At 68.3% G+C, this 21,701-nt stretch carries 15 protein-coding genes; 10 read left to right on the top strand and 5 right to left on the bottom strand.

From position 1 onward, the window contains the following. Positions 1 to 5: 5 nt before the first annotated feature. Entirely contained in the window at positions 6 to 1,196 is a 1,191-nt protein-coding gene (locus PLE19_03585) for a cofactor-independent phosphoglycerate mutase (protein HPD14001.1), read from the bottom strand. Between the two features lie 605 nt (positions 1,197 to 1,801). On the opposite strand from PLE19_03585, the gene PLE19_03590 reads away from it, so the two are divergent. From PLE19_03590 to ilvD, 9 genes are all read left to right on the top strand, one after another. Beyond that, on the top strand, positions 1,802 to 2,524 hold the full coding sequence (locus PLE19_03590; protein HPD14002.1) for a hypothetical protein: 723 nt from the start codon (positions 1,802 to 1,804) through the stop codon (positions 2,522 to 2,524). 296 nt (positions 2,525 to 2,820) lie between these two features. Beyond that, complete coding sequence (locus PLE19_03595) at positions 2,821 to 3,720, top strand: hypothetical protein (protein ID HPD14003.1); 900 nt, start codon at positions 2,821 to 2,823, stop codon at positions 3,718 to 3,720. Between the two features lie 58 nt (positions 3,721 to 3,778). Continuing rightward, a complete protein-coding gene (locus PLE19_03600) occupies positions 3,779 to 4,531 on the top strand; it encodes a hypothetical protein (GenBank protein ID HPD14004.1) in 753 nt (250 codons plus the stop codon). Positions 4,532 to 4,665: 134 nt separating this feature from the next. Further along, positions 4,666 to 5,136 (top strand): hypothetical protein, encoded by a 471-nt coding sequence (locus tag PLE19_03605; GenBank protein HPD14005.1) that lies wholly within the window; start codon positions 4,666 to 4,668, stop codon positions 5,134 to 5,136. A gap of 37 nt (positions 5,137 to 5,173) precedes the next feature. After that, positions 5,174 to 6,346, top strand: coding sequence for a glycerate kinase (locus PLE19_03610; protein HPD14006.1), 1,173 nt, complete (start codon positions 5,174 to 5,176; stop codon positions 6,344 to 6,346). Continuing rightward, positions 6,309 to 7,226 carry a sugar phosphate isomerase/epimerase gene (locus tag PLE19_03615; protein ID HPD14007.1) on the top strand — a complete coding sequence of 306 codons (918 nt, stop codon included), beginning with the start codon at positions 6,309 to 6,311 and terminating at the stop codon, positions 7,224 to 7,226. Before PLE19_03610 ends, PLE19_03615 begins: the two co-directional genes overlap by 38 nt. Then, positions 7,217 to 8,461 carry a Maf family nucleotide pyrophosphatase gene (locus tag PLE19_03620; GenBank protein ID HPD14008.1) on the top strand — a complete coding sequence of 415 codons (1,245 nt, stop codon included), beginning with the start codon at positions 7,217 to 7,219 and terminating at the stop codon, positions 8,459 to 8,461. Before PLE19_03615 ends, PLE19_03620 begins: the two co-directional genes overlap by 10 nt. A 17-nt stretch (positions 8,462 to 8,478) precedes the next feature. After that, the gene (locus PLE19_03625; protein ID HPD14009.1) at positions 8,479 to 9,771 is read left to right on the top strand and encodes a hypothetical protein; all 1,293 of its coding nucleotides are present in this window, start codon (positions 8,479 to 8,481) and stop codon (positions 9,769 to 9,771) included. Between the two features lie 154 nt (positions 9,772 to 9,925). Beyond that, a complete protein-coding gene (gene ilvD, locus PLE19_03630; protein HPD14010.1) occupies positions 9,926 to 11,596 on the top strand; it encodes a dihydroxy-acid dehydratase in 1,671 nt (556 codons plus the stop codon). 36 nt (positions 11,597 to 11,632) lie between these two features. On the opposite strand, the gene PLE19_03635 is transcribed toward ilvD, so the two are convergent. Beyond that, positions 11,633 to 12,601, bottom strand: a complete 969-nt coding sequence (locus PLE19_03635) for a hypothetical protein (GenBank protein HPD14011.1) — start codon at positions 12,599 to 12,601, stop codon at positions 11,633 to 11,635. Between the two features lie 169 nt (positions 12,602 to 12,770). Then, a complete protein-coding gene (locus PLE19_03640; protein ID HPD14012.1) occupies positions 12,771 to 14,813 on the bottom strand; it encodes a hypothetical protein in 2,043 nt (680 codons plus the stop codon). Positions 14,814 to 15,067: 254 nt separating this feature from the next. Here PLE19_03640 and pyk point away from each other — a divergent pair, with 254 nt between their 5' ends. Next, the gene (gene pyk, locus PLE19_03645) at positions 15,068 to 16,471 is read left to right on the top strand and encodes a pyruvate kinase (protein HPD14013.1); all 1,404 of its coding nucleotides are present in this window, start codon (positions 15,068 to 15,070) and stop codon (positions 16,469 to 16,471) included. Positions 16,472 to 16,491: 20 nt separating this feature from the next. Here the strand turns inward: pyk and PLE19_03650 are convergent, their stop codons facing one another. Both PLE19_03650 and PLE19_03655 read right to left on the bottom strand, forming a co-directional pair. Further along, the gene (locus tag PLE19_03650) at positions 16,492 to 17,163 is read right to left on the bottom strand and encodes an LptA/OstA family protein (protein HPD14014.1); all 672 of its coding nucleotides are present in this window, start codon (positions 17,161 to 17,163) and stop codon (positions 16,492 to 16,494) included. A 680-nt stretch (positions 17,164 to 17,843) separates the two neighbouring features. Continuing rightward, positions 17,844 to 21,656 (bottom strand): hypothetical protein, encoded by a 3,813-nt coding sequence (locus PLE19_03655; protein ID HPD14015.1) that lies wholly within the window; start codon positions 21,654 to 21,656, stop codon positions 17,844 to 17,846. Positions 21,657 to 21,701 lie beyond the last annotated feature (45 nt).

Below are 21,701 nucleotides of genomic sequence, written 5' to 3' on the forward strand. Positions count from 1 at the left end.
GCAGTTCATTCGCGCCCGAGGAACAGCGGCATCAGTCGGTGGCCGGGTGCGACCTTGAGCCCCGTCTCCGCCGCGTTGGCCTCTGTGAACCGGCGCCCGCTGGGCTCGGCCACGTCGCTGCCACCGTAGGCGAAGGGGACAGGCTCGGCCACGTGGGTGCGGACTTCGAGCGGCGTGGGGTGGTCGGGCAGGACGAGCAGGCGATAGTCGCCGCGAGCCTCCAGGGCGGCATGAAGGGGGCCGACGATGTGCTTGTCAATGGCTTCGATGGCGTCCACCTTCGCCTGGATGTTGCCCTGGTGGCCGGCCTCGTCGGGGGCTTCGATATGGACGAAGACGAGGTCGTAGCGGGCGAGGGCGTCAATGGCGGCCTGGCCTTTGCCGGCGAAGTTGGTCTGGATGTACCCCGTGGCGCCCTCGACGCGGATGACGTCGATGCCCAGGCAGGTGGCGAGGCCGCGGACGAGGTCCACGGCCGCGATGGCGGCGCCGCGGAGGCCGAAGCGTTCGGCGAAGGGCTGGAGGGTTGGCTTCGTGCCGCCGCCCCAGAGCCAGATCATGTTGGCGGGGTTCTCGCCGAGGTCAATCCGCACGTCGTTGATGTCGTGGTGGGCGAGGAGGTTACGCGACTGGTCCATGAGGCGGCAGAGCAGGTCTGCCCCCGGGCCTCGGGGAAGGTGCCGGGCGATGGGCTGATCGAGGATGTCGTGGGGCGGGGTGCACTCGGCGGCGAGAGGCTCCTTGCCGCGGTAGACCAGGAGGTGGCGATAGCCGACGCCGGGGTAGAAACGCAGGGCGTCGGAGCCGAGGCGTTCGTTCAGAAGGTCCACGAGCACGGCGGCCTCGCGGGAATCAATGTGGCCGGCGCTGTGGTCCACCAGGGTATCGCCGTCCACGGTCACCAGGTTGCAGCGGAAGGCGACGTCGGTCGGCCCGAGTTCGATGCCCATGCTGGCGGCCTCGAGGGGGGCGCGGCCGGTGTAGCACTCGGCGGGGTCGTAGCCAAGCAGCGAGAGCATCGCCACGTCGCTGCCGGGAGGCAAGGTGGGGGGGGTGTGGGAGACGGTGCCCAGGCGCCCGTGAGTGGCGATCCGGTCCATGTGGGGCTTCGCGGCGACCTCGAGGGGCGTGCGTCCGCCGAGGCGGGCCACGGGTCTGTCCGCCATGCCGTCGGGCACGACGATCGCGTACTTCACAGCGTCCTCCGTCGCATGGGGTGGCGCCAACTGCCGCCGATGATAGCAGGCCCTGGCGTGGAGAGTCAAACGACCCGCCGCGTGAATAGGGCGTCCTCTCTGTGCGTCAGAGAAGCGGAGCGGAGCGAGTAGCTTGCCCTTTGAAAGCCTGCGGCGGCTCAGTATAATGATGGCGGCTGGCGCTCGTCGCATGAGGGTGAGGAGCGGCGGCCGCTTGGCGAGCCACCAGGAGTGGGTGCAATGTGCGCGGTAGCTAAGCGTGTCGTGGCTCTCGGCCTCGTTCTCGGGGCGGTCCTGAGCTCACTGGCTTGCACACCTACCCAGGAGGGCGCTGTGATCGGCGGTGCCACAGGGGCCACGGCGGGCGCCATTCTTGACCATCACCACCGCACAAGGGGCGCCGTGGTGGGCGGTGTGGCGGAGGTATCATCGGGGGCGTGATCGGCTATACCTATGAGATCAACCGGTTCTGCCCCGCGTGCGGTCGGCGCTATCACTACTCGAAAGCCTACTGCCCTTACGATGGCGCCGCGCTGCAAGAGGTCCGCTGAGCGCCTGGCGTCGGCGCTGCCGCTCCACACGCTGGCTGCAACTTCGGATGGCGTATGACATCCCCTGCCGTCGAGGAAATTCCTCTCACCCGTTCCGACCTGCCGCGGCACACCCAACGGGTGCTGCGCGACGCGCGGGGCGCCAAGCCGGCCATCCTGCTTGTCGAGCGGGCAGGTCGGCGCCTGATCGTGAAGGACTTTGCCCATTCCCCGTGGCTGATTCGTCACACCTATGGGCGCTGGATCGTGGCCAACGAGACACGCATCTACCGCCACTTAGCCGGCGTGGAGGGCGTGCCTGCCTTCCGGGGGCGAATTGACGGCTTCGCGTTTGCAGTAGACTTCGTGGATGCGGCAGACCTCAAGCTGCGTCGCCGAAAGTCGCTGCCAGGAGGGGTCTTCGATCGGCTTGCGGAGCTTCACGCCGCGCTTCACGAGCGGGGCGTGGTGCACCTCGATGCCCACCAGCGCAAGAATATTCTGCTCACAGGGGAAGGCAAGCCGTTCCTCGTGGACTTTGCCACGTCGCTGTATCTCGGCAGGGGGTGGTTCTCGAGGAGCGCCCTGATTCCGCTTCTGGCGCAGGCCGACCGGCTGGGCCTCCAGAAGCTCAGAGCCCGGTACTCGGCCGACCGGCCTCCGCCCGACGAGGCCCAGCGCCACAGGATTCGGTGGTTGCTGGGATGGCTGTGGCCTTACACCGCCCTACGCAGGCTCAAGCGCATCATCCGGCGTCGCGCCCGGAGGCGGGCACGCTGTTCTCAAGGGCGCCCCTAGCCCAGGCGCCCGCGCGCCATCGCCACAGCGAAGACGAGCGCGACCGCCACCAGCGCCAGCACGCCCCAGAAGCCCAGGGCCGGGGAGTGGCGCGTCATCCAACGCTTCCAAGCGCTGCACACGGCTGGTTCCCTTCACAACCAGAAGCTGCCTGGATTGTAGCTTACCCCCCGGTGGGCGTCAACTGGGATGGCCAGCGGTTGACGCCGCGGGCCGCGACGCCTAGAATACTGAGGAGGCGGTAGCCGCGCGGCGCGTGCCAGCGCATCTCGTGCCTGCTGTAGAGGGGAAGAACCATGGCGTGCAGAGTGAGTTTCGCGGGCCTGCGGAACTGCCGCAAGCTGGCCAACGGAACTGCCGAGGTGGTTGTGACGACCGACATCGGGCCGCGCATCCTGTGCTACAGGTTGTCGGACGGCGAGAACATCCTGGGCCTCTGCCCGCCGACGGCGAAGGTGACGACGGAACTGGGCGACTGGCGGCCGGTGGGGGGACATCGTCTGTGGACCGCGCCCGAAGCGATCCCCCGGAGCTATGTGCCCGACAGCGCCCCCGTTCGGTGTGCGGAGCGCGGCAGCCGGTCGCTGCACCTCACCCAAGGCGTCGAGGTGCAGACGGGCATCCTCAAGGAGATGACCGTCACGCTCGATGCGAGAGGCACGGGGGTGGAGGTCGTGCACCGCATCACCAACACCGGGCTGTGGGCCATCGAGGTGGCTCCCTGGGCGCTCACCATCATGAACGGTGGCGGCTGCGTCATCGTGCCCCAGGAGCCATTCCGCTCGCACGACGACTATCTGCTCCCGGCCCGGCCGATGGTGCTGTGGCACTACACGGACCTCAGCGACCCGCGGTTCACCCTGGGCCCGAGGTATCTCCGGCTGCGAACCGACGAATCGCTTGCGGAGCCCCAGAAGATCGGCATCGCCAACAAGCAGGGCTGGGCCGCCTACTTCCGGCAGGGCACGCTCTTCATCAAGGAGTTCGCCTACGAAGAGGGCCGGCCTACCCCGACTGCGGCTGTAACTGCGAGAGTTACACGGCGGGCTCCTTCATCGAGCTCGAAACAGTGGGTCCGCTCCAGAGGCTCGAGCCCGGCGAGTCGGCCGAACACGTGGAGCGCTGGCACCTGCTCGCCGACATTGACATCGGCACGACCGAGCAGTCGCTCGATCGGGCGCTCCGGCCCGTCCTGAAGAAGCTCCGCGCCCGCTGAGCGTGCCGAGTGGATTGACTACCGAGGAGAATGCGCACATGCGACTGACCCGAAGGCTGTTCCTGTGCTTTGCGGCGGCCGTGGCAGTCCTGAGCCAGTGCGGCTGCACGATGTTCATCTTTTGCGACGGCGGCGGGCCGCTGGCCCACAACGAGCTGGGCGACTGGCTGGGCATGGAGCCGCTGCCAGCGCCGGAACCCCAGCAACTCGCGGCGCTCGTGGCGGATCTCAAGCAGGTGAGCCACGCGGGCTTCTCTGGGCGCTACTCGCTGCCGGGCGATGCGTCGGTGTTCTCGATGAACTTCATCCAGATCTTCAGTGTGCCGTTCACCCCAGCCCCGGGCTTGATTGTGAAGGGGCGGTACAACCCGTGGAAGGCATTCGTCCCTGGCAGCCAGCACGGCGACTGGCTCTATTTCGACCCCGGGAAGCCGGGCAAGCGGCAGTTCTATGCGGCACAGAACGGATGGGACTGCATTGTCGTGTGGAGCGATCGGGCCGATGCGTACGACGTGGCCACGCGCCAGCGGGTGGCCAGCCGGCGGACCAACGAGGTGGTAGGCCTGGGCCTGGGCTGGACCCGCTACCGGGAGGTCGCTCCGCTTGACGAGGAGGAGCAGCCGGGCGTCCAGGCGCTGGCCTCGCCCGCGACGGATCCCACAAAGGTCAGGTACCTGGTGAGGGATGGCAACATCGTCCTGCTCGGGATCGTGGGCTGGGGGCGGGTGAATCACACGCGGTACATCCAGCTCCTCTGGATCCCGATCCCTGTGGGGAAGGCCGGCGTGTGATGAGGACAATGCCGCGCTTGGTCGCCGTGGCCCTCCTGCTGGCGCCGCTGGCGGGGTGCTGTGTCGCATTCCGCTCCGCCGGGCCTCGCCGGATCACCCCCTGGCCGCCAGGGTCCCCGCCTGAGCCGGAGAAGATGAAGGCGGTCAGCATCGACTTCAACGGCCTGACGGGACCCACGGCAGACGACCTTCTGCTGCCTCCGCGCTCGCAACTGATCTACCGGAACGCGAGCCACTGGGCCTACTATCGGTCGGGGCGCTTCACGCACGTTCGCCCGGAGCCTGCGCCGGCCGAACTGCACGCGGAAATCCGCCTGTACGAGGAGCAGGCGCGCTCGCCGCGCTTCGTGCGCGCGCTCAATCTCCTCTCGCTCGGCCTTGTGCCGGCCTGGGAGCGGCGCGACATCGTGCTGGTGACAACGATCACAGATCAGAGGAATCGGCGCCTCGGGCGTTTCCGCGAGGCGGCCTCGGTTACCACGTGGCACCATCTCCTGCTGCTCCTCGCGTTCCCGTTCGGGCCACCGCCCGGCGTCGCGGCCGATACGGTGTACGACTTGAACCGGGCCACGATCGCCGAGGCGTATGATCAGGGCATCTACTGACGCGGCGAGCCCAGTGCCGGCAACAGGCGGACAGGGATTGAAGATCGTCATCGCTCCCGACTCGTTCAAGGAGTGCCTGCCGGCGGAAGCCGTTGCCGCGGCGATGGCGCGCGGCGTTCGGGCGGCCGCGCCAGGCGCGGAAGTCATCTGCGTTCCGATGGCGGATGGCGGGGAGGGCACCGTGCGGGCCCTCGTGGCCGCCACGAGAGGGCGCCTCCTGAGCGCCCGAGTGACCGGCCCGCTGGGCGACCCCGTGGAGGCGGAGTATGGGTTGCTCGGCGATGGTCGCACGGCGGCGCTCGAGATGGCCGCCGCCTCGGGCCTCCCGCTCGTGCCTCCTGAGCGGCGCGACCCGATGGCCGCGACGACGTTCGGCACGGGCGAACTCATCGCGGCTGCGCTGGATCAGGGCGTCGAGCGCCTTGTGCTGGGGATCGGCGGGAGCGCGACGGTGGACGGGGGGGCCGGGATGGCGCAAGCCCTGGGGGCGCGCCTGCTCGATGCCCGGGGAGCCTCGGTCGGGCGTGGCGGCGGAGCGTTGGCCCAGGTCGAGCGGATTGATGTCTCGGCGCTGGACCCGCGGCTGCGCCGCGTGGAGTGCCAGGTGGCGTGCGACGTCACGAACCCGCTGACGGGACCCCGTGGCGCCGCGCGAGTGTACGGCCCGCAGAAGGGTGCCACGCCCGAGATGGTCGAGCTCCTCGATGCCGCCCTCGCCCACTGGGCGGAGGTGATCGAGCGCGACCTGGGCGCCCACGTGAGCGACACCCCGGGGGCAGGGGCGGCAGGGGGGCTGGGGGCCGGCCTGATCGCGTTCTTGCGCGCAGAACTGGTTCGGGGGGTGGAACTCGTCATCCAGGCTGTCGGCCTCGACGAGAAGCTTCGCGGGGCGGATCTCGTGCTCGTGGGGGAGGGGCGCCTGGACGCGCAGACGGCCTATGGCAAGGTGCCCGTGGGGGTGGCCCGCGTGGCGCGCGCGGGCGGCATCCCGGTGGTTGCTCTCGCAGGCTCGCTCGGCGAGGGATATGAGGCCGTGCGCGAGCAGGGCATCGCCGCCTGCTTCAGCGTCGTGCAGAGCCCGATGGCCCTGCGAACCGCGATGGACCATGCCGACGAGTTGCTGGCTCGTGCCGCGGAGGAAGTGGTGAGGCTTTTCCTGCAAGGAAGAATGCGTGATTGCACTGTCCACAGCGTGGTACCCTCGCAGTGACCCCCGGCCCGAAGCCGCCCTGGAGGCGATTGCCCGCATGGGCTTCCAGGCGGTTGAGATCGGCATCGCGGATGCGATGCCCTTCAGCCTGAAGAGGATTCAGGCCGCCGTTGCGAAGACGGGGCTGAGAGTTGTCAGCGTCCATAACGTCTGTGCGGAGCGGAGCCTCGATGGCTCGAACCGACGCGGCGACTGGCTGGCGTCTACCGACGCCGAGCGGCGGCGCGAAGGGGTGGAAGCCACGCTGGAGAGCATCGCCAACGCCAGGGCGCTAGGCGCGTCCGCAGTGGTCTTGCACCTGGGCTCGCTGCCCATCGAGGCGAAGTGGGAGAAGCAGGCGCTGCTGGACAAGCTGAGCCGCGGCGGCGCCGCAGAGGCCGAGCGCCTCGGAGTCTCCCGCTCCGAGATCGTGGCCGAGCGCGAGTTCCTGGTCGCGCCCCGTTTCGAGGCGGTGTGCCGCAGCGTTGAGGAATTACTGGCGCGCTCGTCCGACATCCGCCTTGGGCTCGAGTGCCGCCTGGGCTGGCACGAACTGCCCAACGTGAAGGAGGTCGGAGAACTCCTCCACAGGTTCCCTGACCCACGCGTCGGCTACTGGCACGATGTCGGCCACGCCGTGATTCAGGATTTCCTCGGGCTCGCCGACCAGTATGAATGGCTCCGACGATACGGCGCACGGACGATTGGAGTCCACCTGCACGACGTTCGCGAAGGCAGCCGCGACCATTATCCGCCGGGCCTGGGCGAGGTGGATTTCCGGCGCGTGCTCAAGCTCGTGCCGCGCGAGGCGTTGCGGGTGATGGAGATCAGCGCCGGCTTCATCGAGGAAGAGGTGGCCCTGGGCAGACGGCGTCTCGAGGAGCTCGGCTCTTGCAGTTGAGGCGCTCGAAACTGATCCTGGCCTCGGCCTCGCCCAGGCGGCGGCAGCTCCTGGCGCAGTTGGGGTACACGTTCGAAGTTGTGCCGCCCGAGGTGGACGAGTCGGTGGACCCCGCGCTCGCGCCGGCCCGCCAGGCCGAGGCATTGGCCGTGCGCAAGGCTGAATCGGTCGCCCCACGGGTCGGTGACGCCGTGATCCTGGCCGCCGATACCCTGGTCGCCTGCGAAGGCCGTGTGATCGGCAAGCCTGCGGATGAGGCCCAAGCCCGCGAGTTTCTTCGGTGGCTCACCACCCATCGCCACGCGGTTATCACCGGCGTGTGCGTGCTCGACACGGTTCACGGCACGCGGCAGGTGGCGCATGACATCACCTGGGTTCGAATGACGCCTATGACAGAGGCCGAACTGGACGGGTACATTGCCAGTTGTGGCTGGCGGGACAAGGCCGGAGCCTACGCCATCCAGGAAGGCGGCGACCGATTCATCCAGTCCATCGAGGGCAGCGAGACCAATGTCATTGGGCTGCCGACGGAACTGGTTGAGAAGCTAGTGCCGCGCCTCTTCGGAGAACATCTGCGGAAGCTGCGTCGGGACACCGTCGCCCAACACCGCGGCTTGCTCCTCACCGAGGACGACCTTGCGGTGCCAGACTCCCTCGCCCGGAGCCTGGGCCGGCAAGCCGCGCCGTTGGAGGTGGAGATCGGTCCGGGGAAGGACGACTTCACCCTTCGGGCGGCCAAGGCATCGCCTGTGACGTGTTTCCTCGCCGTGGAGCGAGTGCGGGAGAGGGTGGACTCCCTTTGCCGCAAGATCGAGCGGGCGAAGCTGAGCAACGTGCGCGTGTACTTCGGCGACGCTGGAGCCGCGATTGCCGGGCTGCTCAAGCCGGGCAGCGTCCAGGCCTTCCACATACACTTCCCTGATCCGTGGCCGAAGCGCCGCCACGCACGGCATCGCCTGATACAGCCGGCAACGGCGCGGCAGCTTGCCGAACGACTTCGCCCCGGGGGCACGCTGACCGTGATCACGGACGACAGGCCCTATGCCGAGCAGATCCTGGCTTGCCTGGGGGCTGTCCCCTGCCTCGTCAACCGGGTGGGGCCAGGCCAATGGGCCACCGAACTGCCTGGCTACCACCAGAGCGTGTACGAACGCAAGAGACGCGCGGCAGGCTGCGTGATATACTACTTGCTGTTTGCCAAGGCAGCGTCTTCCGAAGAGCGAGAGCGCCCGTGAGCGAACGCATCCTGGTCGTGGGGCTCGAGGCCGAGGGCGAATCCATAGATCAGGCCCTCTTCGAGGCAGAAGTGCCTTTCGACGGGCACAGGTGCGTGGTTGTGGACCCGAGTGCGGTGCCGCTGCTGTGGCATGGCCTGGCCAGCGGACAGCCAGCCAATGCCGACGAGCGAGCCGAAGAGGCAGGCCGGGTGGCCAACGTGCTGCGCCGGCGGCGCCGCGAGGCTACGACCCTGGTGCACAGGGGCGGTACGCTCGTGTGCATTCTGCGCCCGGTCGGCGCCCCGTTCCGAGCCGAGCGAGGCGCGCCCCAGGGCAGCGCCCCGGCGATTCTGCACGCCTACTCCTGGCTGCCCGAGGAGCCGTCGCTCGCGCGTCTCATCATTGCGGCATCGGCGGGCGGCGAGGTGCTGCCCGTGGATGAGGCGCATCCTGCCTGGAAAGCATTCTGCGCCGGCGCACAGCCCGGGGCGTGCATCGTGAACACCGAGCTTCCTGCGCACTGGCACCCCATAGCCAGGGACGCGCAGGGGCGCCTCCTGGCGCTCGAGGTCCGAATCGACCATGGCCGTGTGCTGTTCGTGCCGCCATTGGGGTCGGAGACCCCTGCCGGGCGCGGTGCGCGTATCCAGCGGTTCCGGATGGCGGGCGACGCCGCACGGGCCAGGCCCGCAGGGCCGGAATGGGCTCGGTCTATCGAGTTGCCCGGGCAGAGTGAGCTTGCAGAGCGTCTCGCCGCGCTCGCGGCTCAGATCGAGGCGCTCGAGAGGGAGTTCGTGGATCTGCGCCGGCGCCACGCGTGCTTGCAGCGGCTCAACGGCCTGCTGCTTGCCCGCACGGCGCCTGAGTTGGCGGCCTCCGCTGAGGAGTGCTTCCGGCTCCTGGGCTTCAGCGTCGAGCCGAGCGCAGGCGGCGCGCTGAAGCTGCACTGCGATGAGGGCGCGGCGCTGGTGGTGGTGGCGACGGCGGAAGGGGCGATGGACGCCGAGCCCTACTGGGACCTCGTGCGGCAACTTGATGCAGGCTCGGGCAAGGCGATCAAGGGAATCGTCGTCGCAAACGGCTACTGCTCGCTCCCTCCCGCCGAACGGGGCTCGCCATTCCCCGAGTTGCTTTGCCGCGGCGCACTTCACCGCGGTGTCTGCCTGGTCGCTGCCGGGGACCTGCACATGGCGGCTCGCGCGATCCTCGAGAGCGGAGGAGACCGGCTCCTGGCGGGCCGGCTCCGCAGAGTGCTGCTTGAAGCGACCGGGCGGTGTGCCCTCCCTCTTGCTGCGCAGCATGAAAACGGAGGAGGGGATGCGCAATGACGTTCACTGAGCCCATCCGGTCGGCGCTCGCCGTTGGTCGCCACCGACAGGGGCAGGCTCTCAGCTCGCTCTGGCGAGGTTGACACGGTAGCGCGAGCAGCCTATAATCACAAGCCAAGCTTCCTATGGCCGTTGTGTATACCAGGAGAGACTCATGCGAAGCGACATATTGGTCCAGGGCCTGGAGGCGGCGCCGCACCGGGCGCTGCTCCACAGTTGCGGGCTCCGGCGCGAGGACTTCGGCAAGCCTCTGATCGGCCTCGCTTCGAGCGCCACCGACCTGATCCCAGGTCATATGCACCTTCCGCGACTCGAGCGCGCCATCGAGAAAGGCATCCATGCCGCCGGCGGCATTGCCATGAAGTTTCAGGTGGCGGGCATCTGCGACGGCATTTCGATGGGCCACAGCGGCATGCACTACTCGCTGCCCTCGCGCGAGTTGATCGCCGACATGATCGAGAGCATCATGCTTGCCCATTCCCTCGACGGCATGGTGCTGCTCACCAACTGCGACAAGATCACGCCTGGGATGTTGATGGCCGCCGCTCGGCTGGATGTTCCGTCCATCGTTGTCACTGGCGGGCCGATGCTCTCGGGCATCCGGCGGATGCGCCACCTGGACCTCGTGCACGATGTGTTCGAGGCGATGGGGCGCCGAAAGAAGGGCGAGATTGACGACGCGGAGCTGGCCGCACTGGAGCTCGAGGCCTGCCCTGGCGCGGGCGCGTGCGCCGGCCTCTACACGGCGAACACCATGGCGTGCTGCACCGAGGCCCTGGGCATGTCGTTGCCCTACTGCGGCACGGCGCTCGCCGTGTCGTCGGAAAAGGACCGGATCGCGTACGCCAGCGGCGAGCGGATTGTCGCGCTGGTGCGCAAGGGAATCACCGCCCGCCAGATCATCACGAAGCAGGCCATCGAGAACGCCCTGAAGGTGGATGTGGCGCTGGGCGGCTCCACGAACGCCTGCCTCCACATTCCGGCCATCGCCCACGAGGCCGGGGTGAACGTGCCGTTCCAGGCGATTGACGACATCAGCCGCGCCACCCCCACCATCACCAAGATTCGCCCGGCCGGCGACCACTTCATGGAAGACCTGCATTACGCGGGCGGCATCCCCGCGGTGCTCAAGCAGCTTGGTTCCCGCATGCACGACTGCGCGACCGTGAGCGGCCTGACCACGCGCCAGATCGCCCGCAAGGCCGAGGTCTACGATGAGAGCGTCATCCGCCCGGTGAAGCAGGCCTACCGAGCCGAGGGCAGCCTCGTCGTGCTCTGGGGCAATCTGGCGCCAGAAGGCTGCGTCGTCAAGCAGACCGCCGTGGCGCCCGAGGCCATGTGCATGACGGGCACCGCACAGGTCTTCGACGACGAGGAGGCCGCCATGAAGGCGATCCTCGCTGGGAAGATTCAGAAGGGCATGATGGTCGTCATCCGCTACGAGGGCCCCAAGGGGGGGCCCGGCATGCGCGAGATGCTGCATCCCACTTCGGCGCTCGCCGGCATGGGGCTGCTGACCGGCGTGGCGCTGATCACAGACGGGCGCTTCTCCGGCGGCACCCGCGGGCCGTGCGTGGGACACGTCTCGCCCGAGGCGGCGGCGGGCGGGCCCATCGCGCTGGTGAAGACAGGCGACAAGATCACCGTGGACATTCCGGGCCGCCGAATCGAGCTTCACGTGCCCAAGGCTGAACTGGCCCGCCGCAAGAAGGCATGGAAGGCTCCGAAGCCCAAGATCACGACCGGCTGGCTCACCCGCTATGCGCACCTGGTGACGTCGGGCGCGCAGGGCGCGGTGCTACGTGACCCCAGCCAGGACCAGTGAGGTCGGCGATGGCCTCGGGCAGCGAAGAGGGCGTCTTCAGACTGTCGGAGGCTCTGCATCCGCCTGCCTGTCGGCGGCTGCGCGCTGAAGTCGGGCGATGCTCCCCTGGCAGATGATGGCCCGCACAGGCGAACTCGGCTCCAGGGCGGCCTTGGCGAACGCGGCCACTGCCTCGAGACGCGAGGCCAGCGGTTGCCCCTGCTCGACCGCTTCGCGGGCCTCGGCCGCCAACCCCTCGACGACCCTGCGGAAGGCGTGATCCCTGGCTGGATCGCCTGCGAAGGCATCTATCCGCTCCAGCACGTCGGGGGTTCGCTCGCGCACGCTGGCCTCCGTGGCGGCAGAGGAGGCGGTCGCAGTGTCAGCCATTGCCTCGCGCGCTAACGATTTGACGTCGGCCATCAGCGGCGCCAGTTCTTCAGCGCTCAGGCTGGCGCGGAAGATGCCGTGTGTCACGTAGCTCAGCAGACGGTGGGCGAGCCAGAAGGACCTGCGGTCGGCGGCGAGCCGGAGCGCCGGGTAGTTGGCTACAGCTTCCGCGCGGGCCCGTCGGCGCTCGGTGTCATCGAACGGGGTCGCGTCGCCAGTCTCGCGTGCTTCTCCCTCGATCTCGCGCAGCGCCTGGGCTAGCTCGTGGAGTTCGTCGAGGGAGACGTCCAGGAGCGCGGCGAGCAGGGGGTTACTGTCAAGGGGCACTGACCCGTCGGCGAGTTCTGCGATGGAGTAGTGGATGAGGGCGAGTGCCCCCACGTCATCGGGAGAGCCGGCGCGGGTTGCCGCCGAGTCCAGCGCGCTATTGAACAGGTCGAGGAGTTCATCGTCCAGCACCTGGGCGAGGACGTAGGCGCGCACCCTCTGCGAGCGACGGGCCGCCATCTGGGGTGCCAGAAGCGCCTGGAGGTCCTTCTGTGTCAAGGGTAGGATCGCCTGGTGAAGCTCGCCCAAGTCGGGGCGCAAGAGCCGGAACTCGGCCCAGTCGCGGAGCATGGCACGTAAGCGGCTCATGTGGCGGTCGAAGTCGTCCTCGCTGACACGGTCACTCTTGAGCCGGTCTGCCTGGCGCCTGATCGCTACGATGTTAGCCTCTCTCGGTGACAGTCGCTCGCCTCGTGGCCAGCCTGAGCCCGCGGCGGGGTGATGATGCTTCTTCGACATCGGAGTCTCCGCTATCTGATCAGTTGGCCCTTTGACAGGTGAGGGCGGTGACGGAGCAAGGGGCGAATGTGAGACTGAGCTGGCGGCCCGCGGCGCGTTCGGTGGTGTCGAAGAGGCGGACGCGGTCGGGCTCCTGCCAGGTGTTCAGGTCGCGGTAGTGAGACCCTCGAAGGGTCTGAACGCGGCACTCCCGACGCGGGCGGAAGGCGTCGAACAGGATGGTGGCGGGGATCGGCCTGTCGTGGTGGCGATTCACCGCGAGCAGTACCAGCTTGTCCCCGGTTTCATCCAGGAGAGCGACGGCATCGAGATAGGGCGCGCCCTTGACCTCCGGCAGGCCGCCGCGGGCGGGCACATCGGTGGCGGGAGCCGTGACGCGCAGTGCGACGGGCCAGATGCCCGGCTGGGTGGCGTACAACCGCGATGTGAAGTAGACCGGGTTCGGGTAGACGATTTCGCGGGTCTTGCGCAGGCCGCCGCCGTGGTTCATGTTGGCTGTGTGGGTGATGAGCTCGACGAGGCCGCCGGAGCGGATGGCCGTGTGAAGGATGCCGGCCAGGAAAAGGGCTTCCACGATCTCGCCGTTGTTGGGCAACTGCGGCTGGTTCGTGAAGACCTGGAGCTCGGTGATCGCGAGCCGCGGCTTCTCCACGTGGGGCGCCATCTGGCTCCGCAATCCCTCCAGCACGCCAGCGTAGGCTGTCGGGTAGGCGAGGAGCGACTCGAAGGCGCCCAGGGCATCGCGGGTGCCGCGCAGGCCGCTGCCCATCAGGCTGTGGATGGAGACCGACTCGACCAGCTTCCCTTTGCGGGTGACCAGCGGCTCATTCCACTGGATGTCCTGGCCGCAGGCGATCAGGTGGATTGCGGGGTCGGCTGCCTTCATGGCACGGTAGAACCGCTCGTAACGTTCGGCGTACTCTTCGCGGGTGCAGTGGCCGATCTGCCAATCGCCCCAGAGTTCGTTGCCAATCTGCCAGAGCCTGACATTGTAGGGCTTGGGGTGGCCGTTCTGAGCGCGAAGGCGGCCGTAGCGCGTCTCGGGGCCTCCATTGCAGTACTCCACCCAGGCGGCGGCCTCCTCGGGTGTGCCGTCGCCTGCGTTGACGCAGAGGAACGGCTCGCAGCCGACGGCGGCGCAGTAGGCCATGAACTCGTCGGTGCCCACGTGGTTCGGTTCCGGCTGGTTCCAGGCGCGGTTGAAGACCGTGGGACGCTTCTCGCGATGGCCGACTCCATCCTGCCAGTGGTAGCCGGAGGCGAAATTGCCGCCAGGGTAGCGCAGCAGCGGCAGGCGGGCCTCGCGCCAGAGGCGCACCGCATCGGGGTCGAAGCCGGCCACGTGGTCGGCAGGGAAGAGCTCCGCGTCATCGAGCCACAGCGTCCCCGGGCCAGGCAGAGCGAGGGTGAGGAAGAACACCTCCCCCTGCGCGTAATTGCCCTTGGGAAGCGAAAGCAGGAGTTTCTCCTTGGACCAGCGGTCCCCCACACGGCGGAATTGGCCGCGGGCGACTGCCTGCCCGTCCGGAGCGCTGCGGCGCAGCGAGACCTCCAAGCGCAGATCGGCGGCTCCCTGACCCCGGATCGCCAGGCTCAGCTCGAAGTTCCGCACGCGGTGGAGTGGCAGGCAGATCGGCTGCGCCACGCCCGCTGCCCCTCCAGGAGGCACGCTGGTGACGGTGAGCCGCTGAGACGTCGCGGAGTTGAAGGGCTGGGTCCTGTCCAGCTCGTACGCAATCTCTCCCTGACCCCACGGAATCCAGGGGAAGGCAATGCCGCGCTCGCGGCTTGCGGCGAGGCCCTTGACCTGGAACTCGCGCTCGAGCCCAGCGGCCCGGTGGGCGATCTGGTCGTCGTTTCCGAACAGGTGCCACGGCTCGAAGCCCGGGTTGCGCAGAATCTGCGCCCAGATTCCATTGTAGATGTTGCTGCCCAGGTGCTCGCAGAACTTGCCGTAGAGCCGCCTGCTCACGGGCTGCTCGGCGCGCCGGCCGGCGAACACCTCGATCTGCGCGCTCCAGTCGGCGGCGCGCCGCTCTTCGTACAGGGACGGACTCGCCATGGCCTCTCCTCCAATGCAGTGCTGCGCCGCCACAGCGGCGAACACGGCAAGTGCATGTCCAGTCCTGAGCATCCTGTCTTCACCGTTGGGTTGGGATGTTGGGCTGTCGTGGACGAAGCGTGATTCTATCGGGTTATGCGGCGCATCACAAGTGGCGTTGCCGTGGCGGGGTCGGCCCGCTATAATCGCGGCGTCGGCGCGGCGTGGCTGCGTGAGGAGAATCGCCTGCCGGGCCTTCGGAGGAATCGGAAGCCATGCGCACCAAGATCGTCGCCACACTGGGTCCTGCGAGTGAGACGCCCGAGCTCATCGGTGCGCTCCTCGAGGGCGGAGTGGATGTGTTCCGGCTCAACTTCTCGCATGGCTCACACGACGAGCATGCCGCGCGCGTGGCGCATATCCGCCGAGCGGCGAGGCGGATCGGCGCCAATGTGTGCATCCTTCAGGACCTTCAGGGGCCGAAGATTCGCACGGGGCGGCTCAAGGGCGGCAAGGCCGTAATGCTGGAGGCCGGGCGGCGCCTGACCATCACCACCAGAAGCCTGATGGGAGACGCGGACTGCGTGTCCACGACGTACAGGGCGTTGCCCCGGGATGTTCGCCGCGGCGACCGCATCCTGCTGGACGACGGCCTCCTGGAGCTGAGGGTCGTGGGCAAGACCCGGGAGGCGGTGCACTGCGAGGTTGCCGTCGGCGGTCCGCTGGGGCAGCACAAGGGGATCAACCTGCTGGGCGTGCTCGTGAGTGCGCCGGCGATGACCGCCAAGGACCGGCGCGACCTCGCCTTCGGCCTCCAGCTCGGAGTAGACGCGATCGCCCTGTCGTTTGTGCGCCGTGCGGCGGACGTGCAGGCGGCGCGCCGCGCGATCCGCCGCGCGGGCTGCGACACGCCGATCGTGGCCAAGATCGAGCAGCCGGAGGCGGTTGACGATCTATCCGCCATTCTCGACGCATCCGACGGCGTGATGGTGGCGCGGGGCGACCTCGGGGTGGAGATGCCGCCCGAGCGCGTGCCTGTGCTCCAGAAGCGCATCATCCGCGAGGCCAACCAGTGGGGCAAGCCCGTGATCGTGGCGACGCAGATGCTGGACTCGATGATCCGGAACCCGCGCCCGACGCGGGCCGAGGCATCCGATGTGGCGAATGCCATCTTCGATGGGACGGATGCGGTGATGCTCTCTGGGGAGACGGCCGTGGGCGCCTACCCGGTGGAGGCGGTGCGCATGATGTCGCGCATTGCCGAGGAGGCCGAGACCGTGTTCCGCCCTGTGCGCTCGGCGCCGGAGGATGAGCGGCCGCTCTCGGTGCCGGCCGCGATGGCGGATGCCGCCGTGCGTGCGGCGGAAGACATCCGCGCCGCCGCTATCGTGGTGTTCACGCTGTCTGGCGCGACGGCGCGCCTGGTGGCGCAGCGGCGCCCCTCGTGCCGCATCCACGCCTTCTGCCCTGTGCCGGCGCAGTGCCGACGCCTGGCCCTTGTGTGGGGGGTGGAGGCTCACGCCGCCGCCATGGCGCACAGCACCGACGCGCTGGTGGCCACGGCCGACCGGCAGTTGCGCCACCTGGGCGCTGTGAGGCGGGGGGACGTGATCGTGCTGGTGGGCGGGGCCACCCCGCTGCCGGGCGCTACGAACTCGCTGAAGGTGCTGCGCGTGTGAGGATGGCCGTGCGGCCGTGCTCAGGGCTGCTTGGCTTCGGGAGGGGCGGGCTTCGTGCCGGACTCTTCCTTGCCCTTGGGTTCCTGCTTCGACTTGGGTGACTCCACCCGCCTGGCAGGCTTGGGGGGGCCTGTGGGGATTTCGCCGCGGATGACGGGATTGCCGATCAGTTCGTACTCGCCCTTGTCGGGGAGGAAGATGATGGTGTCGGCCTCTCCGTTGCCTGAGGCGCGCCAGAGCTGAGGGCGCGGCTTGCCCTCGGCGGCCGTCATCACGATCTTGCCCACCTTGAGATCGTAGTCGGCGTGGGAGCAGAGCGCGCGCCAGGCGTCGGGCGCATCGCTCGTGGTGGCCGGGCGCTCGGTCGAGGGGCCGACCTTGATGGTGTCCACGGTCGAGAGGCGAACGTCCCCCGTGGCGACAATGCTGATGAACTGGCGAGTCTTCGGGTCCACCTTGCCGTCCATCTGGGTGCAGTCCACCCGCAGGGCGCCCTTGAGCACGAGAACCTTGCCCGTGAAGACGAAGTTGCCTGTGTCGGATTGGTAGACGATGCGGTCTGCCCACACCTGAAGGCGCTCGCCCTGTTCCGTGGCAGCAGCGGTCGGAGGCGCGGGCGGCTCGATGGCCGCTGCGAACGCCGAGCCGTACGGCAGCGCAATCAGCAACCCGAGAACGGCAATTCGACCCATCGAATCGCTCCTTGGGAGAAGGGGCCGCAGGCATCCTCGACGCCCTATTCTACGCAAACAGGCGGAAAAATCCAACCCATTCGTCCCCGGCGGGCGCAGGTCAAGCTGCTACCAGTCCGGCCACGAACCCGTTTGCAGTGGGCAGAGCCACCGTGCGTCGGCCAGGGCCTCTAGCGTAGTCGCAAGCGTCCCGCTTGCGGTGGTGTTCGACGAGCGAGAAGCTTGTCGCTACACGGAAGAAGGTGAACTGGTTTGCGGCCGGAGTGGCAGGGGCCGGGCGGCGTGGGCGCGACGGCCTGCTACAGTTCCTGCCCGCGCCCGGTGGGTGCCGCGCATGTGGGACTTGGGCAACATGCGCCCATGCTGTATCACCTGCGTGGGGGAGAGAGTGATACAGCATGGCAATAGCGGCCACAGAAGGGCTCAAATCGCCAAAGCGCCTTGCTGTATCACCTTGCGGCGGGGGGCGGCGGTGATACAGCATGAGGCCAGAGAGGAGACGGCCCGCCTCGTGAGCCCGCGGCGAGGTGTGCGACCCGTCCACCTCGGCGGTCGGGCGCCCGTGGCAGGCGGCCCCCGTCGGGCTGGGTGGGCCTTCGGGCTGCGTAGGAGGCCGGAGTGAGACGGGGCCCGGCGCCTGGCGCCGGGCCCCGCGTGAGGGCTGTGTGATGTGGCCGAGGCTACTGCCAGAAGTAGAAGACGACGGGGCCGAGGTACGTGATGGTCACGTCCTCGACCACGGGCGTCTGCCGGCCCTCGAGGAGGCCCGGCTTGTTATCACCGTCCACGGTGCCCTGTCGGGGGAGAAGGTAGATGCGGTATTGGAGGCTGGTGGCCGTGTTGGCGATGATCCTCTCGTCCGAAGCTTTGCGAAGCCTGCCGCCGCCGAAGACGCCGGGCTGCTCGGCGGTGGCGGCGGGCGCGTTCTGGGGGACTTCGAGGCTCCATGTGCCGCCCAGAGCGGCCTGGCCGCGGATGGGGAACTTGTTGGTCCGGCTGATCGGGCCGCCCCAGCGGTCCTCCTCTTTCATCCAGGGGAGGAAACCTGTCCACGAGATGGTGCCCAGAGTGATGGCGTCGCCGCCGGTGTTCGGGATGGAGATGGAGCGCGACTGGTATTCGGCGTACTGCGTGTTGTCGGGAGCGCCGACGTTGAACCCGTCATAGCGCCCCTCGGGGCTGATGGTGAAGTTGAGCTGCTTGTCGGCGTGGGTGCGGACGATCACGCTGTCTACCGTGGCATTGGCGTCGCCGCACGGGCGCAGAACGGCGCTGTTGGCCGGGGGATAGAAGTTGAATGCCTTGAGGCTGTTCTCCGCCGCGACCGCCGAGCTCTTGGTGTCTACCCACAGGCGCACGATGGACGCGACCTCGGGGTCGAGCTTGTAGTCGGGCTTGCCGCCCACGCCGCTGGTGTCGTCGTCGCGCCAGTCGGTTCCGAGGTTCCCGTCGGTGTTGCCTCCTGGCGGGCCGACTCCCGGGTCGTCGTTCGAGCATTCGTACCAGGCGAAAGCGATGTGGTGCCACTCGCCGATGCGCCAGGTGCTGATGTTGCTGTAGGAGGCATCCTCATAGTAACCGGTGTCGGTCTGGTACTGGACCGGGGGCGCGGTGGGGAGCATGGGGAGGTGGTTTCCGTCGGTAATGGTGCCCTCGTAGTCTCTGGCCTTGGTGAAGGTGAGCTTGAGCTGGAGCTTGGCGGCGAGGGGGTTGGTGGCGGTAGTGACGACCTGGAGTGCGAGTTCCTCCTGCCCGTCCTCGCCCTGGATCTTGATGATGTTGCGGGTGCCGGAGAAGAAGCCCTCCTCGGGGCGGATCCAGAGGCTCACGTAGCCGCCGTCGGTGCGGTTGTTGCTGATGAGGGGCGTGCTGACGCTGTATTCGACGTAGCGGCCTGAGCCGCCGGTCAGGCGCAGGCCGTCGGAGAGGAGCATGCCGTTCTGCGTGAAGACGTCCTTGATGATCTCGCTCTGTGTGGGGTTGGAGGCCACGTAGGCGCCTCCCTCTTCGGGAGCGAGGGTGGGCTTGGTGAAGTTGAGGCGCAGGGCGTTGGCCGGGGCCGTGGGTTCTTTGCGGCGGGCCGCGATCCAGCCATCCACCCGCGAGGGTTGGATGCCGGCCACCAGGGAGCCGTTGGCGTCGCGCGCGTGGTTGGGGCCCGTGGCGGCGTAGGTGAAGGTGCTGGAGCTGGCCGCGGCGGCCCGGCCGGACCCGAGGGTCTCGAAGTCCTCCTGCGTGGTGTCGTGGACGACGTCGTAGGCTTTGAAGGCGCCGCTGTGCTCGACCACGCCGTCGCAGCCGAGGATCATGTAGGCGATGTAGTTTCCCGGGCTCGCGGTGAAGAGGCTGAGGTCGAGGTCGGGGGCGAGGATGAGCGACTTGGTCGCCCGATCGGTGCCGATGATCGTGCGCTCCTGGATGGAGTTGTCGTCAATCGTCTCCACGGTGCCGCTGAGGGTGGCCTTGTAGAGGACGATGCGGTGGCCGTTCCACTGGCCGTCCTCCCAGTTGGCGATCCAGTTTCCCGCCGTGTCGGTCTCGGTGTCGGTGAGGATGTGCGGCAGGGGGGTGGAGATGGACGACTCTTTGCCGGCGGCGGGCACGCGGTCGGAGAAGGCGCCGGGCCCGACGATGTAGTAGCGGGTGCGGAGGCACTTGGGGTCGTTGTTGGGGTCGGTGCTGGTATCGAAGTCGTCGCTCAGGCCGGGGACTCCGATGTCGCGCCACTTGTCCACCACGAGGGTGCGGCCGTTGTTGCCGCCGAGGTCGTTCTTGATGTAGACGATGCCGCGCATCTGGCCCTTGCCCTTGCCCTCGTAGATGACCACGGTGTAGCCGCGCCACTGGCTGGGGCTGGAGAGCCAGGTTTTCGCGGAGCCGTCGAAGTTGGCCGCGGTGAGGGTGTTGGCGGTGACGCCGCTGGCCAGGCCCTGGTCGCACTTGAGGAAGGTGTAGGTGCGGCTGTAGACCTCCTGGCGGCCGAGCGACGAGAAGCAGACGGGGTGGTTATAGCAGGAGGAGGACAACTGGTTCTTGCCGGTGACCTGGGGCGCGACGTCGGGCGTCGTGGCGTCCGCGTCGCGCGAGATCTGCTCACGGAAGGTGGTTTTCGTGCCGGTGTCGTCGCCGCTGTCGCGGCTGATACGCGAGTAGCTGATGTGCGCCCGCGTGTAGCCTGCGAGGCCGGTGGCGTAGACGTTGGGGGAGAAGGCCGCGAGGATCGCCTCGACCTTCTTGTCGTTGAGCACGGTGTCGGGGAAGGGGTCGGAGTCCGCGCTGGCTCCCTGGTGGGGGAAGGCGGTGGTGCGGGGCGCGAGGCCGTAGAAGAAGTCGATGGCCTCGTTCCACGAGTTGAACGGGCCGACGGGATAGGCGCTCCAGCCGGCGATCTTGCGCTCGAGCATTCGGTCGTAGGTGGGATTGGTGGTTTCGACCCAGTTCTTCCAGGCGGCGGTCATGGTGGCGTTGGGCCAGTGGTCGAGGCGCTCGGGGCCGCGCTTGCGCACGAGCCAGAGGGCCACCTCCTCGGCGTCGGTGTCGTTGATGAGCGTGCCGTCGCTGGCGACCACGCCCCGGAGGAGGGCGTAGATGAGCTCCTTGCCCGCCGTGTTGAGGTTGATGGGGCTACGGCAGTAGGTGATGGCGCCCGCGGCGCTGCTCTTGCGCTCGAGCGTGGTGCCCTGGGGGTCTATGGTGTAGGGGGCGAGGTCGGAGGGGGGCTGATGGGGCCAGGAGTAGATGGTGAGGTAGTGCTTGAGGATCTCATACTCGCGGGCGGGATGGTAGGGCGGGGTGGAGGTGACCGGCAGTTGGTCCAGGACCTTGGTCTTCACTTCGTCGAGGGTGCCGAAGCGCTGGTTGGGCAGCTTGCTGCGCTCCTGAAGGAGCTTGGTGGCAATGCCGGTAGCCTGGGCGCTGGTGTAGCCGAGCTTGACGAGAAGGGTGTGCAGCGTGGCGTAGAGGCGCGCCGTGGCGGCGTGAGTGGAGGGGTCCGGGAGGCTGGCGGGGACGGCTCCGTCGCGGTCGTTGATGTTGAGCTTGCCGGCGCAGTCGAAGACCTTGATGTTCGACACGCCGAGGCGCGCGCCGAGGTCGTCGTGCACGAGGGCGTATGAGTTGCAGCGGAGGTTGCAGTAGTGCTTCTTGCCTCCGGTGTCCACGTAGCCGGTGGAGGAGATGGTGGGGTCTACGAACCAGGGGTCGGCTGGGCTGTCGGAGGGGTCGGCCACGGCGCCGGTCTGGTAGGTGCGGTAGTCGGCCGCAGCGCCGGCCGGCGCATGGGCCCAGCCGTAGCGGATTTCGCCAACGGCGTACTGCATGGCCGCCTGGGCGATGAGGTCGCTCTGGGCCGAGGCGCGGTACGAGCCGGAGATGTCGTGGTGCAGGCGCGCCAGCACGGCGAAGCCGAAGCCGATGACGGCCAGCACGGCCAGGAGGCCCACGGTGATGATGAGGGCGGTGCCGCGTTCGGTCTTCTGTGCTCGAGGTCGCATGATTGGAGCTCCGTTTGCCTGGTTCGTTCCCGCCGTGGTTCGGGC

The sequence above is a fragment of the Planctomycetota bacterium genome (assembly GCA_035384565.1).
Lineage (GTDB): Bacteria > Planctomycetota > PUPC01 > DSUN01 > DSUN01 > DAOOIT01.

Excerpts from the sequence above, each read along its gene's own strand:
- PLE19_03635 (HPD14011.1), bottom strand. The coding sequence starts at position 12,601 with ATGAGCCGCTTACGTGCCATGCTCCGCGACTGGGCCGAGTTCCGGCTC.
- PLE19_03600 (HPD14004.1), top strand. The coding sequence starts at position 3,779 with ATGCGACTGACCCGAAGGCTGTTCCTGTGCTTTGCGGCGGCCGTGGCA.
- PLE19_03590 (HPD14002.1), top strand. The coding sequence starts at position 1,802 with ATGACATCCCCTGCCGTCGAGGAAATTCCTCTCACCCGTTCCGACCTG.
- ilvD (HPD14010.1), top strand. The coding sequence starts at position 9,926 with ATGCGAAGCGACATATTGGTCCAGGGCCTGGAGGCGGCGCCGCACCGG.
- PLE19_03605 (HPD14005.1), top strand. The coding sequence starts at position 4,666 with ATGAAGGCGGTCAGCATCGACTTCAACGGCCTGACGGGACCCACGGCA.
- PLE19_03595 (HPD14003.1), top strand. The coding sequence starts at position 2,821 with ATGGCGTGCAGAGTGAGTTTCGCGGGCCTGCGGAACTGCCGCAAGCTG.
- PLE19_03655 (HPD14015.1), bottom strand. The coding sequence starts at position 21,656 with ATGCGACCTCGAGCACAGAAGACCGAACGCGGCACCGCCCTCATCATC.
- pyk (HPD14013.1), top strand. The coding sequence starts at position 15,068 with ATGCGCACCAAGATCGTCGCCACACTGGGTCCTGCGAGTGAGACGCCC.
- PLE19_03640 (HPD14012.1), bottom strand. The coding sequence starts at position 14,813 with ATGGCGAGTCCGTCCCTGTACGAAGAGCGGCGCGCCGCCGACTGGAGC.
- PLE19_03650 (HPD14014.1), bottom strand. The coding sequence starts at position 17,163 with ATGGGTCGAATTGCCGTTCTCGGGTTGCTGATTGCGCTGCCGTACGGC.